Source organism: Pseudomonas sp. TE3728, assembly GCF_056279145.1.
Genome location: NZ_JBWBQT010000001.1, coordinates 385690 through 399944 on the forward strand (window position 1 = coordinate 385690; position 14255 = coordinate 399944).

The 14255-nt window shown below is 56.5% G+C and carries 11 protein-coding genes and 1 pseudogene; 2 read left to right on the forward strand and 10 right to left on the reverse strand.

Features of this window, described 5'->3' with window-relative positions:
* Positions 1-47: 47 nt before the first annotated feature.
* The 10 genes and pseudogenes from ACZ89R_RS01710 to ACZ89R_RS01755 all read right to left on the reverse strand — a co-directional run bounded on the left by ACZ89R_RS01710 (position 48) and on the right by ACZ89R_RS01755 (position 9657).
* Complete coding sequence (locus ACZ89R_RS01710) at positions 48-878, reverse strand: carbohydrate ABC transporter permease (protein ID WP_007905617.1); 831 nt, start codon at positions 876-878, stop codon at positions 48-50.
* Positions 879-888: 10 nt separating this feature from the next.
* Complete coding sequence (locus tag ACZ89R_RS01715; protein WP_123496945.1) at positions 889-1815, reverse strand: carbohydrate ABC transporter permease; 927 nt, start codon at positions 1813-1815, stop codon at positions 889-891.
* 171 nt (positions 1816-1986) lie between these two features.
* Positions 1987-3309 carry an ABC transporter substrate-binding protein gene (locus ACZ89R_RS01720; RefSeq protein WP_429546938.1) on the reverse strand — a complete coding sequence of 441 codons (1323 nt, stop codon included), beginning with the start codon at positions 3307-3309 and terminating at the stop codon, positions 1987-1989.
* A gap of 319 nt (positions 3310-3628) precedes the next feature.
* Positions 3629-4534, reverse strand: coding sequence for an AraC family transcriptional regulator (locus tag ACZ89R_RS01725; RefSeq protein ID WP_429546937.1), 906 nt, complete (start codon positions 4532-4534; stop codon positions 3629-3631).
* A gap of 79 nt (positions 4535-4613) precedes the next feature.
* Positions 4614-5495, reverse strand: coding sequence for a phosphatidylinositol-specific phospholipase C domain-containing protein (locus ACZ89R_RS01730; protein WP_429546936.1), 882 nt, complete (start codon positions 5493-5495; stop codon positions 4614-4616).
* A 215-nt stretch (positions 5496-5710) separates the two neighbouring features.
* A pseudogene (locus ACZ89R_RS01735) lies at positions 5711-5824 on the reverse strand (phospholipase); the annotation flags it as partial.
* A 94-nt stretch (positions 5825-5918) separates the two neighbouring features.
* On the reverse strand, positions 5919-7211 hold the full coding sequence (locus ACZ89R_RS01740; RefSeq protein WP_429546935.1) for a glycosyltransferase: 1293 nt from the start codon (positions 7209-7211) through the stop codon (positions 5919-5921).
* Positions 7208-7672, reverse strand: coding sequence for a hypothetical protein (locus ACZ89R_RS01745; RefSeq protein WP_429546934.1), 465 nt, complete (start codon positions 7670-7672; stop codon positions 7208-7210). Before ACZ89R_RS01745 ends, ACZ89R_RS01740 begins: the two co-directional genes overlap by 4 nt.
* A complete protein-coding gene (locus ACZ89R_RS01750; RefSeq protein ID WP_429546933.1) occupies positions 7629-9134 on the reverse strand; it encodes a PhoPQ-activated protein PqaA family protein in 1506 nt (501 codons plus the stop codon). Before ACZ89R_RS01750 ends, ACZ89R_RS01745 begins: the two co-directional genes overlap by 44 nt.
* A gap of 163 nt (positions 9135-9297) precedes the next feature.
* On the reverse strand, positions 9298-9657 hold the full coding sequence (locus ACZ89R_RS01755) for a response regulator (protein ID WP_429546932.1): 360 nt from the start codon (positions 9655-9657) through the stop codon (positions 9298-9300).
* A 260-nt stretch (positions 9658-9917) separates the two neighbouring features.
* Between ACZ89R_RS01755 and ACZ89R_RS01760 the strand changes: the two genes are divergently transcribed.
* On the forward strand, positions 9918-13406 hold the full coding sequence (locus ACZ89R_RS01760; RefSeq protein ID WP_429546931.1) for a response regulator: 3489 nt from the start codon (positions 9918-9920) through the stop codon (positions 13404-13406).
* Positions 13406-14221, forward strand: coding sequence for a CheR family methyltransferase (locus tag ACZ89R_RS01765; RefSeq protein ID WP_429546930.1), 816 nt, complete (start codon positions 13406-13408; stop codon positions 14219-14221). The genes ACZ89R_RS01760 and ACZ89R_RS01765 overlap by 1 nt, the downstream gene beginning before the upstream one ends.
* Positions 14222-14255: the final 34 nt, after the last annotated feature.

Consider the following 14255-nt stretch of genomic DNA (forward strand, 5'->3'; position numbering starts at 1 on the left):
GGTGCCCCTGTAGGAGCTGCCGCAGGCTGCGATCTTTTGCTTTTGATTCATTTCACGGCGCCGAACGACAGGCCGCGGACCAATTGTTTCTGGCTGATCCAGCCGAAGATCAGGATCGGCGCACAGGCCAGGGTCGACACCGCCGATAACTTGGCCCAGAACAAACCTTCGGGGCTTGAGTACGAGGCGATCAACGCGGTCAGTGGCGCGGCCTGGGACGAGGTCAGGTTCAGCGACCAGAACGCCTCGTTCCAGCACAGGATCAGCGACAGCAGAACCGTGGAAGCCAGGCCGCCCTTGGCGATCGGCAGCAACACCCGGACCATTTCCTGCCACAGCGTTGCGCCGTCCAGGCGTGCGGCTTCGAGGATGTCTTTGGGGATGTCTTTGAAGTAGGTGTAAATCATCCAGACCACGATCGGCAGGTTGATCAGCGTGTAAATCACGATCAGCGCGATGCGCGTGTCCAGCAGGCCGAAGCTCTTGGCCAGCAGGTAGATCGGCATTAACACGCCCACCGGCGGCAGCATCTTGGTCGAGAGCATCCACAACAGCGTGCCTTTGGTGCGCTGGGTTTCGTAGAACGCCATGGAGTAGGCCGCCGGCACCGCGATCAGCAGGCACAGGGCCGTGGCGCTGAAGGAAATCACCACCGAGTTCCAGGCGAAGCTGAAGTAGTCGCTGCGCTCGTTGATGTGCAGGTAGTTCTCCAGCGTCGGCGTGAAGATGAATTGCGGCGGTGTGGCGAACGCGTCGATTTCGGTTTTGAAACTGGTCAGCACCATCCAGAAGATCGGGAAGAAGATCAGAATCGCGATGGCCCAGGCCAGAGTGCCGAGCAGCAGGCTTTGCAGGCGGCGGGATTGTTGAAGAGTCATGGCGCAGGCCTCAGGCTTTGTCTGTCAGATTTTTGCCGATCATCCGCACCAGCACGATGGCCGCGACGTTGGCAATCAACACCGCGATCAAACCACCGGCGGACGCCATGCCGACGTCGAACTGCACCAGCGCCTGGTTGTAGATCAGGTAGGCGAGGTTGGTCGAGGCATAACCGGGGCCACCGTTGGTGGTGGTGAAGATTTCGGCGAACACCGACAGCAGGAAGATGGTTTCGATCATCACCACCACCGCAATCGGCCGGGCCAGGTGCGGCAGGGTCAGGTGCCAGAAGATCGCGATGGGACCGGCACCGTCCAGGCGCGCGGCTTCTTTCTGTTCCTGGTCGAGGGACTGCATGGCGGTCATCAGAATCAGGATCGCGAAGGGCAGCCATTGCCACGAGACAATGATGATGATTGACAGCAGCGGGTAATGCGCGAGCCAGTCCACCGGCTGCGCGCCGAACAGCTTCCAGATGTAGGCGAGAATCCCCGAGACCGGGTGAAAGATCAGGTTCTTCCAGATCAGCGCGCCGACGGTGGGCATGATGAAGAACGGCGAGATCAACATCACCCGCACGATGCCGCGACCGAGAAACTCACTGGCCTCCAGCAACGCGCTGATCAACACGCCGAACACCACGCTGATCAGCAGCACGCTGCCCACCAGCAACAGGGTGTTGGTGGCGCCGGGCAGAAAGCCCGAGTCGCTCAGAAAGTAGCTGAAGTTCTCCAACCCCACGAACTGGTTTTCACCGGGGTAGAGCAGGTTGTAGCGAATCATTGAAAAGTAGACGGTCATGCCCAGCGGCACGATCATCCACAGCAGCAACAGCGCCACCGAGGGGCTGACCAGAAACCAGCCGGGGTTGGTCAACCGGCTTTTACGCACCGGCTGGGCAATGTCCATGTGAGCTTTGACAGTTGAAATATTCATGGTGTTAAAACCGATTAAGAACAGACAAATGAAGATCCAATGTGGGAACAGGTTTGTGTGGCGAGGGAGCTTGCTCCCGCTGGGTCGCGAAGCGGCCCCAAAAGCTTTGCGACTGCTTCGCAGCCGAGCGGGAGCACGCTCCCTCGCCACAAAAGCCTGTTCCCACAGTTGTTATTGCGCGGTTACTTTGGGATAACCGGCGCGCTTCATCTCACGTTCGGTGGTTGACTGGGCGGCGGTCAAAGCCTGGTCGACCGTGGTCTGGCCGATCAGCGCTGCCGAGAACAGCTTGCCGACCTGGGTGCCCACGGCCTGGAACTCAGGAATGGTCACCAACTGGATGCCGACATAGGGCACGGGCTTGAGGGACGGTTTACTCGGGTCCGCAGCCTTCAGCGATTCCAGCGTTACCTTGGCGAACGGCGCGGCGCTCATATAGGCCTCGGTGTAAGTCGAAGCACGAGTGCCTGGCGGCACGTTGGCGATGCCGTCTTTTTCCGCGACCAACGCACCGTATTCCTTGGAAGTGGCCCAGGCGCTGAACGTTTTCGCCGCGTCCTTGGCCTTGGAACTGGTCGGAATGGCCAGCGCCCAGGAATACAACCAGGCCGAACCTTTGTCGGTAGTTTCATGCGGTGCGTAGGTGAAGCCGACGTGATCGCTGACCTTGCTTTGGGTCTTGTCGGTGACGAACGAGCCGGCGACGCTGGCATCGACCCAGATCGCACACTTGCCACTGTTGAACAGCGCCAGGTTTTCGTTGAAACCATTGCTTGAGGCGCCCGGCGGGCCGGATTTCTTCATGGTGTCGACGTAGAAGTTCAGCGCGTTTTTCCATTCGGGGCCGATGAATTCCGGTTTCCACTGTTCATCGAACCAGCGTGCGCCGTAAGCATTGGCGACGGTGGTGATCAGCGCCATGTTCTCGCCCCAGCCCGCCTTGCCGCGCAGGCAGATGCCGTACTGTTCTTTGTCTTTATGGGTGAGTTTGCTGGCAAATTCGCTGATCTGGGTCCAGGTCGGGCGTTCGGGCATGGTCAGCCCGGCGTCCTCGAACAGGTCGGTGCGGTAATAGGTGATGGAGCTTTCCGCGTAGAACGGTAGGGCATAGAGCGTGCCCTTGACCGAGAGGCCTTCCCGGACTGAAGGGAACACGTCGTCGAGGGCGTAACTGGCCGGCAAGTCCTTCATCGGTTCCAGCCAGCCCTTGGCGCCCCAGAGTGCGGCTTCGTACATGCCGATGGTCAACACATCGAACTGCCCGCCCTGGGTGGCGATGTCGGTGGTCAGGCGTTGGCGCAGGACGTTCTCTTCGAGCACCACCCAATTGAGCTTGATGTCCGGATGCTCGGCCTCGAAGGTTTTCGAGAGTTTTTGCATGCGGATCATGTCGCTGTTGTTGACGGTGGCAATGGTCAGGGTCTGGGCGCCGAGGCTGACGCTACTGAGGGTCATGCAGGTGAGAGCAAGCAGAGCTTTTACAGAAGGTTGCATCGTGCACTCCTTTTCTGCACCCGGCGGGTTACAGAAGGACAGTTATTGTTTTTGTGTCTTCCTGCGCAGGAAGAATGTGCACTGATTACAGCCTTCAATTGATGGGGTGACAAATCATCCATCGCACTGTGACCGATACTTTTTTGCACTGGGGTTCAATGCGGGAAGCACAGAGGACGGTGTTTTAGCGGTTAACCCCGATTGAATCCGTACAGGTTTATACGGCCGAAAATCAAAAGATCGCAGCCTTCGGCAGCGCCTACAGAATCACGCGATCCCTGTAGGCGCTGCCGAAGGCTGCGATCTTTTGATCCTGCTTTTATCCGTGGTTTTGCTCAGTCAAACGCTGCACCGCCAACCGCCGGTAGTGCGACGGCGTCATGCCCTTGAGCTGTTGGAAACGCCGGTTGAAGTTGGAAATATTATTGAAGCCCGATTCGAAACACACATCGGTCACCGTTTTGTCGCCATCGGCCAGCAGCTCGCAGGATTTGCTGATGCGCAGGCGATTGACGAATTCGATGAAGCAGCGCCCCGTGGCCTGTTTGAACACTCGGCTGAAGTAGGTTGGCTTCAGACCCAGGTGCTCGGCGACTTCTTCCAGCGGCAGTTCCCGGGCGTAATGGGCAAAGATGTAATCCACCGCCCGGTTGGTGCGGTCGATATTGTGTTCATCGGCCAATTGCGGCGTCGTGGCACCGGACAGCAACTGATAGTCATCGGATGCTGCCAGCAACTCCAGCAGAATGAAAAAATGCCCGAGCCGGGTCATGCCCTTGGTATCAGCGATGCGCTGCATCAAGGTCATGGCCTGGCGAATCGTGCGCTTGCAGCGAAACTCGATGCCGTACTGCGCGCGCTCCAGCAAGGGTGCAAGCGTCTTGAGCTCGGCGAACACCTGATGGCCGCTTTCGAACAGTTCGTCAGTGAAATTGACCAGCATGTCGCGCTTGGGCACCACTTCGTCTTCGGCCACCTGGCTGATCCAGTTGTGGGGCAGGTTGGGGCCGGTCAGGAACAGCGTTTCCGGGTAGAAGTTGCCGATGTAGTCACCGATGAACACCTTGCCGGAGCTGGCGATGATCAGGTGCAGTTCGTATTCCTTGTGAAAATGCCAGCGCACCAAAGGGCAGGGGAAGCCATGCTGACGATAGATGATGGACAACCCGTTATGGTCGTCCATCAATTCGTAGGAAGGATCGGTAACTCTGGCTGGTCGGCTCATGTCAGGACACTTTTATTGTTATCGCCCGTTGATCATGCCTCTTTCCAGGCTCTCTGTGCCAGCCTGCAACACTGATCGCTCATGCCGGCTCATGCAACGAGCGGCCATACACGGCTTTCATGCTGGACGCGCTCCAGCAGTAGCGGACAATCTCGCACTCGTCGAAAAAATCGATACTAATGATGCTGCAACGGGTTACCCAGTCGCGGGTGGTATTGAACCAGTCATTGATCTGGCTTTTTATATGTTGCGGGCCGCCCAATAGTGAATAGGTGGTCGCCGACAGCGACCAGAGAAACGTTTCGTAGGGCGCATCTTCAAGGGTTGTAGCGATATGGTCACGCAGCTCGCTGGTATCAGTGAATGCCTGGTCGTGCCACTTGTGCGGTATGCGCGGCCAGAAGTACTTGCTGTCCAGCCCCGACGCGCCTTGGGCCGCCATGACGATGCGGCGCAGTGAGCTGGTACGCTTGAGTTCGCCCACGGTTTTCAATGCGTCGCTGTGCGGGATGATTCGCAGCCCAAGGCGACGCACCAGTACGTCGTTGAGTTTCCGATAGTCGAAGGGTTTGCCCGTAAGTCCAAGTTGATGAAAGTCCAGCACGATGAATTCATCCGGATTTCGATCGAGAAAGGTTGATACTGCATCGATCAGTTCATCGAGGATCCGATGGGATTGAAACCCATTGTGATGAAAGTAAAACACCGGCTCTACAGGACCGAATGTGTAGCCAAGCCGCAGATCGAAAGCCCGCGCGCCATTGGCCAGTTGCCAGGCAAATGAATCGTTCTGGCAGGTTGTCCAGTTGCCGACCACCACTTCATAGTTGGGGGCTTTTTTGTCCATGCCGGCATTGTGCGTGCCGGGCCAGACTATGTCGGTCAGCTTCAACTGATCGATATCCAGTACGTTGCTCATCCATTTCTGTTTGTCGAGCGTTCCTGCTGCACTGTGAGTCATGATTATTCCTTGTGCGTTAATTTCGCCCCGTCCGTGGGGCGAAGTGGTTAATGACCGGAAGCGGCGAAGGGCTGCGTCCGGATTGTCAGGCTGTCATAAAGACAAGTTCAGAAACCAGCATAGGAGTGCTCGGCAGTATTGCCAGCGATAGAAATATCTCCACAAATATAGCTAACTGATGGCGCGTCGGAGTGGGACTGTTTGATTTTGTTGTTCGCTTTTATCAAGCTCGCGGCTCGGCAACAAGAAACTATTTTTGACTCTTCAATGAAATCGACATTGATGATGTTGCAGTGGGTAGCCCAATCGCGTTTGGCGAGATCGAACCACCAATGAGATGTGAAAGTGTAAGTGGTCAAGCATTGGATTGATGCAGGGTATGTGGTTTATATGTTCTTTAGTTGAAGGCGGTTGAAAGCCTGGTTATTGATTTCGGTTCTTTGCCTCGATCCACTGTGCCATATACTGAGTACTTTTATGTTGATGGTGACGCAACATGCTGCCGGTGAAGTTATCCCTTCTAAGTTGTGCCAGGTGTTGCTGGCAATACAACAACTTCTCGATCAGCGCCGGGCCATGTATCGACGGCTGATAACGCTCGGCTAATAACGTCTGCCCATGGGATTGGGCGCTCATCCAGAGGTCTTTGTCTTTATAAAGACGAATTGCACAATCGGCGAACTCGCGCGCGGTTCGGGTCACGGCGCCCGGCCACGGCTGTTCGCGGTGCATCGCTTCTGCGCCAATCGGGGTGGTGATATTGGGCGTGCCACACAGCATGGCGTCGACAATCTTGCCTTTGATACCGGCACCAAAGCGTAACGGCGCCAGGCATACCCGCGCCGCGGACATGACTTGCAAGGCATCTTCTGCCCAGTTCATCACGTGAAACCCTTGGGCCGCATTATGCAAGGCGGTGGCTTTGGGCGGCGTATAGGCGCCATAGATATGCAGTTGCGCCTCTGGCAGCTGCGCACGGATCAGCGGCCAGATCGTGGTTTTCATCCAGAGCACGGCGTCCCAGTTGGGCGCGTGGCGGAAGTTACCGATACTGAGGAAATGCGCACGGTCTTCAAAAACTGGCGATGCGGTGGTCAGCGGTTCGACCATCAACGGACACCAGTGCAGCAGTTGTTGCGGCAACCCGAACTGCTCGACCAGCAATTCAATCTCCACTTCGGAGATCATCAGGTTCAAGTCGCAACGATACAGCGCGGCGATCTCCCGTTTTGCCAGATCGGTTTCGGCCATGAGCTCGAACTCTTCGCGCAATGCAGGGGCGAACAACTCACTGAAATCATTGCCGTCATCACTGGCCTTCAAGCGCACCTTGAGTCGCTGATGCCGGGCATGTCGCAGGCTTTGCAGGTCGGAGGTCTCCAGCACGCGCAAGGCGTCGGGGCAGTGTTTCTCTACTCGCCAGCCGAACTGTTCTTCCATCATGAACTGGTCGAACAACACGATATCCGGTGCCAGTTCACTGACAAAGGTGTCGAAACTGCTGTTATTCAACTCGATCGGCACTTCGCGGATGCCCAACGCGGTCAGGTCCGCACGGTGCTCACCGGTGCCGGCCGGGCTGCTGAAGGTGATGTCCCAGCCTTGTTGCAGGAACATATCGAGGATCTGCATCACATGCCCACTGGCCGCAGAAGAGCGGGGCTCGGGCCAGACGTAACCAATCACCAGGACTTTGTTTGCGCGGGGGTGGGTCATGAATAGTGATCCTTTGCAGCAAGCGAGGAGGCAAAAAGGGCGCAATTAAACCACAGTACAGTAGTGGTCGCATGCGCCCGGTATCGGTAACTCGGTATGTCTGAAACTTGGAGGATGTTGATTTTTACCAGTGTCTGCCCACTGATGTATCCATGGTTGGCATTTTTGAGTGCCGCTTTCATGGTCGCTATATTCTGCTGATACGCTTGCTTGTTGGTTTTTAATTGGCTTAGCAGCGATGTCGTCAATGCAAACGAGTCGGCATTTTTAAACGCCATGGAGCTGTTGTAGTTGGTATTTGGAAAACTCGGCAGGCCCATGGACATCTTGCCGTTGGCGAGATTCAGGAGTGGACTAACGTCCAATTGTTGAGAGCCACCCCATTGAGCAAAACGGTCGAGATTGTCGTGTCTTGATTCACTGACCCAGGGTGGCGGGTAGCGTTCTGCAAAACGCCTCATCGGCGGGTGGTGCCTTATCCGGATATGTATCCGGAAGAATCTTGACCAATGTCGTTTCGACAACGCCGTCTGCGTACTCAGCCTCGAAGAACTCTGCGCTCCAACCCACCTTGGGAGCACGGAGAGTTGTATGGACTTCCGTTGAGGCCGGCAACTGTGCTGCGGTGTAGCGCACGCCGCAGTTATACCTGAAGTCCCGGGCCTTTGGGTTGTGGGCTGTCCACTGGGTCATCCTGATTGGCATTTCGGACAAGGTCAGCTGCAACTTGGTTGATGTGGCGTCCAGGTGCTGTTCCTGTGCCTTTAACCTCGGTGCGGTATTGCCGGTCTGCCGCCGCTTGATGTAAGGAATCAGGTTCGCTTCAACAAACGCCCGCACATCGTGGGCGGCATTGGGAATGACCCGAAGTGTATTGTCACCCGGCAGATCCGCAAGATACTGGCGCGAAGCATCCGGGATGAAGAAATCATCGCCACTGGCGTTGACGATGTATTTCGGGATCTTCAAGCGGTCGATGTAGCCGGATAGATTTCGATAGTTCATCGGATCTTCGACTTGCAGCAACTTCTTGAACGGCTCGCTCTTGCGTTGGGCGATCACGCCTTGCAAGTAGTAGTCGATGTACGCCAGAGGCCAGTTACCGCCGTAAGCCAGAAACGTCTGGTCGAACACTTTGTCCGTGTTCAAGACGTCTATGACAAACGGCACGATGCTATCGACGCGTGAGTCCGAAAGGGCGGACAGCCATACCGCCCAACCGCGTTTCGACGCGCCGGTGGCAAGAAAACTCACCACCTGGCCTGGCTGCGTTTCCTTTTGTGTCAGGTCCATGGCCTTGACCAACGCTTCCATCATCGGCACATGCAGCGACATAAAGGGTTGTTGTTCCGGCGCCTGCATGAATAGTTTCCAGCTGTGGGCAACGCTGCCATCTTCTGTGCGCGGCACGCCGTCATCGCTGTAGGTCAAATACTGGTTAGGGACATTGCTGACAGCCACTACGATCAAACCGGTTTGCCGGGCAATGTTGAGTAATGTGTGCTGCGAAAAGTTGTTGGGTGCTCCCGGAGACTCACCGGGCAAAGGCTGGTTGACGCCGTCGTTGGCGACCAGCACGGCACGCGTACCCTTGACGTTGTCGGGAATGTACAGGTCGACTCCATGGGTCCAGTCTGCCGGGGCGACTTGACCGCCCTGGCCCCAGGACTGTGACATCAGTTCGAAGCGCCGGATGTTGACGCCGGGCTGTTGCTCTTGTCCCTTACTGATGTAGTGCAGCGGTTGCGTCGCTTGGGCTTTGCGATAGCAGTTCAATACTTCGCTGAACGCTTGTCCGTTCTGTTCAAAGCAGTGCTGCGGATTGTCGGAAGAGGCTGACTGGCAACCATATCCGGCGATGAGCATTAGCAACAATCCGCTGATTTTCAAATAACGTGCATAGCATTCGGTTTGATTCGGCATGGACCCGGTTCCTTATGAGTGAGAATCACCGGTCCAATCAAACGCCAGGCGGGCGGCCTTTTCTACTGTCAGAGTTGACAGGTTGAGCCGAAAAACGCCGAAAAATGCAGCCTTACGTCGGTTTATGCAGAAGTGGTGGGGGCCACAACCCCAGTCAACTTTCTCAGACCAGCATGCCTTTGACCTTGTCCCGCAACTGATCAATGGAAAACGGCTTGCCAATGATATGCATGCCGTCAGGCACCTCGATGCTTTCGGCATAGCCGCTGGCGAACAGAATTGGCAATTCGGGACGCAGCATGCGCGCCTGCTTCGCCAGTTCCCGACCGTCCATGACCGGCAACCCCACATCCGTCATCAGCAAGTCGATGTCCTGGTCTTCGTCATTTAGAAACTCCAGGGCCTGTTCGCTACCATCCGCCTCGAGTACTTCGAATTCGAGCTCCTCCAGCACATCGACGATCAGCGTGCGTACGATGGCATCGTCTTCGACGACTAGAATGGTGAAGGGGTCAGCGGGCATAGTGGGGCTCTCAAAGGTTGAATTCGCGGTTGCCGGACAATCGAAACCGCCGGGTTCTTGCGTGATTGAGTGATGAATCACGACAGGTTCCCGACGCGCTACAAAAACAATAGCCGCACAAGAGCCGCAGAGAATAACCGCTCCTTTGTCCCAGAGCAGCTAAATGCAGGTTTTTGCCGAAAAACATGTCAGAAAAATGGATGAGCCCGGCCGTTTTGGGGCAGACTCGATGCTTTTCAACAGCACGACAAGGCTTCCCCATGACCTCTGCGTCTTCGGTTGATGAGCAACGATTCCGTAAACTCCTGAGCCGCAACGTCAGCCTGCCATTGGGTGTGGGCGTCATCAGTGCGGTTTTCTTCGTTTCGCTGATCACCTACCTGCTGTCGGTGATTCAGTGGGTCCAGCACACCGACCGGGTGATCAATAATGCCAATGAGGCTATAAAGCTGACCGTCGATCTGGAAACCGGCATGCGTGGGTTCCTGCTCAGTGGCGACGAACATTTCCTCGATCCCTACGAGACGGCCAAGCCGAGAATCGCTGTCGCGCTCAATACCTTGCTCGAATTGACTGCCGACAATCCGGTCCAGACTGATCGTCTGCGCCGGCTCCAGGCCTTGCAGACGGAATGGGCCAATTACGCGCAAGCGATGATCGATTTGCAGCGCGCCAGCGGCGACTACCGTGGCGCCGTCAAGGCCGGGCGTGGCAAGCGGCTGACCGATGAGATCCGCAAGCAATTCGAAGACGTTATCGACCTGGAGCAGCAGTTGCGTGCTACACGCAACGAGGAAGTGCGCCAAACCACGATCTGGAGCATCGCCCTTTATCTGCTGTTCGTGGCCGCTATCAGCGGGTTGCTGGCCTACATTGGCCGTCGGGACTTGCTCAAACTGTCGCAAAGTTACAGCACCAATCTCGCCGGACAACAGGCCAGTGCCCGACGCCTGGAACAGCAAGCCTGGTTACGCAACGGCCAGACCGAACTGGCCGAGCAAGTCCTGGGACAGCTATCTCTCAATGTGTTGGGGCGCAACATTTTGCAGTTCTGCGCGCAATATTTAGGCACGGCTGTCGCGGCGATCTATGTCCGTGAGGATCATGGTGGCCTGAAGCGTATCGCGTCTTACGGTTTCTCCCGGGAACAGGAAGCGCTTGAACAGCAGATCTACAGTGGCGAAGGGATTGTCGGCCAGGTGGCGCAACAGGCGCGTTTGATTCGTCTGGATGACGTACCAGGCGACTACTTCAAAGTCAGTTCCGGCCTGGGCGAAGGTTTACCGCATAGCGTATTGGTGGTGCCGACCAGCGATGACGATCGGGTCAACGGTGTGATCGAACTGGGGTTCCTGCGCACGCTGACGGATCGTGATGTTGAACTGCTCGAATTGATTGCCGGCAACATCGGCACCTCGATCGAAGCCGCTCGCTATCGTCAACGTTTGCAGGAGGTGCTGGCCGAAGCCCAGCAACTCAACGAAGAGCTGCAGGTTCAGCAAGAAGAACTCAAGAGCGCCAACGAGGAGCTGGAAGAGCAGTCGCGGATTCTCAAGGAATCCCAGGGCCACCTGGAAACCCAGCAGGTAGCGCTGGAGCAAACCAACGAACAACTCGCCGAGCAGGGGCAGATCCTGGCCGCGCAACGCGATGCCATGGACCAGAAGAACACTGAACTGAATCGTGTCCAGATTGAACTCGAAGCGCGCGCCGAAGAGTTGCAGCGCTCCAGCAAGTACAAATCCGAATTCCTCGCCAACATGTCCCACGAACTGCGCACGCCGCTGAACAGTTCGTTGATTCTGGCCAGGCTGTTGGCGGAAAACCCGCAGGAAAATCTCAGTGCCGAGCAGGTCAAGTTCGCCGAGTCGATCTATTCCGCCGGCAATGATTTGCTTAACCTGATCAACGACATTCTCGACATTTCCAAGGTCGAGGCCGGCAAGCTTGAGGTGCGAGCGGAAAACACCAGTGTCGCGCGTCTGGTGGAAGGCCTGCGTGGCATGTTCCAGCCGTTGGCTGCGCAAAAGAACCTGGATTTCCAGGTGCAATTGCTGGCCGATGCACCCCTGATGCTGTTCACCGACCGCCAGCGCCTGGAGCAGGTGATCAAGAACCTGCTGTCCAACGCCGTGAAGTTCACCGAGAAAGGCGCTGTCAGCCTGAGCGTCGCTGCTCAACCGGGCGATGGCATTGCCTTTATCATCCGCGATTCGGGCATCGGTATCGCGCCGGATCAGCAGGAAAGCATTTTCGAAGCCTTCCGTCAGGCCGATGGCACCATCAATCGTCGTTACGGCGGCACCGGCCTGGGTTTGTCGATTTCGCGTGATCTGGCCACCTTGTTGGGCGGCTCGATCAGTGTGACCAGTACGCCTGGGCAGGGCAGTGTGTTCACCCTGGTGCTGCCGCAGCATTACGTCGAGCCGGGCGACGCGCCTGTCGAGACGATGGAAGCCACGCCGGTTGTCATGCCCAAAAGCGCCATGGTTGCTGCGCCTGGGCCGCTGATTGCCGCCGTTATTCCGCGTTTCAATGATGATCGCAACAAGGCGCCATTCGCTACCCGCTGCATCCTGGTCGTCGAGGATGAGCCCAACTTTGCGCACATTCTTTACGATCTGGCCCATGAACTGGGTTATCAGTGCCTGGTGGCCCATGGCGCCGACGAAGGCTATGACCTGGCCATGCAGTTCCTCCCTGATGCGATTCTGCTGGACATGCGCCTGCCGGATCATTCCGGGCTGACGGTATTGCAGCGCCTGAAAGAACATGCTGAAACCCGGCACATCCCGGTACACGTGATTTCGGTCGAAGACCGGGTCGAGGCGGCCATGCACATGGGCGCCATCGGTTATGCGGTCAAGCCCACCACCCGCGAGGAGCTCAAGGAGGTATTTGCCCGCCTCGAAGCCAAACTGACGCAGAAGGTCAAACGGGTCTTGCTGGTTGAAGACGACGACGTGCAACGCGACAGCATCGCCCGGCTGATCGGCGACGAGGACATTGAAATCACCGCTGTCGGCCTGGCGCAGGATGCACTGGACTTGCTGCGCACCACGATTTTCGACTGCATGATCATCGACCTGAAGCTGCCAGACATGCTTGGCAACGACTTGCTCAAACGCATGTCCACCGAGGATATCTGCTCGTTCCCGCCGGTGATCGTCTATACCGGACGTAACCTGACCCGGGACGAAGAGGCCGAGCTGCGCAAGTATTCGCGTTCGATCATCATCAAGGGCGCGCGCTCGCCCGAGCGGTTGCTGGACGAAGTGACACTTTTTCTGCACAAGGTCGAATCCCGCTTGTCCCAGGAACGTCAGACGATGCTCAAGATCGCCCGCAGCCGCGACAAGGTTTTCGAGGGCCGCAAAGTGCTGTTGGTGGACGACGATGTACGCAACATCTTCGCCCTCACCAGCGCGCTGGAGCAAAAAGGCGCAATCGTGGTCATTGGTCGCAACGGCCGTGAGGCGATCGAGAAATTGAATGAAGTCGAGGACATTGACCTGGTGCTGATGGACGTGATGATGCCGGAAATGGATGGTTTCGAAGCCACCCTCGAAATCCGCAAGGACCCGCGCTGGCGCAAGCTGCCAATCATTGCGGTGACGGCCAAGGCGATGAAGGACGATCAGGAACGCTGCTTGCAGGCCGGTTCCAACGACTACCTGGCCAAGCCTATCGACCTGGATCGCCTGTTCTCTTTGATTCGTGTGTGGTTACCGAAGATGGAACGAATCTAGTGGAGCGCGACACCGACATCGAATTGCGCTTATTGATCGAGGCGATCTACCTCAGGTACAGCTACGATTTTCGCGATTACTCCAGCGCGTCGATCAAACGCCGGGTCAATCACGCCTTGAGTCAGTTCGAGTGCAAAACCATCTCGGCGCTGCAAGAGAAGGTTCTGCATGATCCGACCGCGTTCATGCAATTGCTGCAATTGCTGACGATTCCGGTCAGTGAAATGTTCCGCGACCCTTCGCATTTCCTGGCGCTACGTCAGGAAGTGGTGCCACTGCTCAAGACTTATCCGTCGATCAAGGTCTGGATCGCCGGTTGCAGCACTGGCGAAGAGGTCTATTCGATGGCGATTCTGCTGCGCGAAGAAGGCCTGCTGGATCGCACCATCCTCTATGCCACCGACATCAACCCGCACTCGCTGGATAAAGCGCGGCAGGGGATTTTCTCCCTGGAGAACGTACGGGCCTACACTCACAACTACCAACAGGCGGGTGGTCAGCGGTCGTTCGCCGATTACTACACGGCGGCCTATGGTTATGCGATTTTCGACAAGAGCCTGTGCGACAACGTGACCTTCGCCGATCACAGCCTGGCCACCGACAGTGTGTTCTCGGAAACTCAATTAATTTCATGTCGTAATGTATTGATTTATTTCAATAAAAAACTTCAGGGTCGTGCGTTGGGCTTGTTTCACGAATCGCTGTGTCATCGGGGTTTTCTGGCACTGGGCAGTAAGGAAACCGTGGATTTCTCGGCCTATGGCAATCAATTTGAAGCATTGGTCAAACCAGAACGGATCTATCGCAAATCATGAATAGGGCAGTGCTGGATACTCATCGGCTGGATCT

Excerpts from the sequence above, each read along its gene's own strand:
- ACZ89R_RS01750 (WP_429546933.1), bottom strand. The coding sequence starts at position 9,134 with ATGCCGAATCAAACCGAATGCTATGCACGTTATTTGAAAATCAGCGGA.
- ACZ89R_RS01730 (WP_429546936.1), bottom strand. The coding sequence starts at position 5,495 with ATGACTCACAGTGCAGCAGGAACGCTCGACAAACAGAAATGGATGAGC.
- ACZ89R_RS01715 (WP_123496945.1), bottom strand. The coding sequence starts at position 1,815 with ATGAATATTTCAACTGTCAAAGCTCACATGGACATTGCCCAGCCGGTG.
- ACZ89R_RS01745 (WP_429546934.1), bottom strand. The coding sequence starts at position 7,672 with ATGAGGCGTTTTGCAGAACGCTACCCGCCACCCTGGGTCAGTGAATCA.
- ACZ89R_RS01740 (WP_429546935.1), bottom strand. The coding sequence starts at position 7,211 with ATGACCCACCCCCGCGCAAACAAAGTCCTGGTGATTGGTTACGTCTGG.
- ACZ89R_RS01760 (WP_429546931.1), top strand. The coding sequence starts at position 9,918 with ATGACCTCTGCGTCTTCGGTTGATGAGCAACGATTCCGTAAACTCCTG.
- ACZ89R_RS01725 (WP_429546937.1), bottom strand. The coding sequence starts at position 4,534 with ATGAGCCGACCAGCCAGAGTTACCGATCCTTCCTACGAATTGATGGAC.
- ACZ89R_RS01720 (WP_429546938.1), bottom strand. The coding sequence starts at position 3,309 with ATGCAACCTTCTGTAAAAGCTCTGCTTGCTCTCACCTGCATGACCCTC.
- ACZ89R_RS01755 (WP_429546932.1), bottom strand. The coding sequence starts at position 9,657 with ATGCCCGCTGACCCCTTCACCATTCTAGTCGTCGAAGACGATGCCATC.
- ACZ89R_RS01710 (WP_007905617.1), bottom strand. The coding sequence starts at position 878 with ATGACTCTTCAACAATCCCGCCGCCTGCAAAGCCTGCTGCTCGGCACT.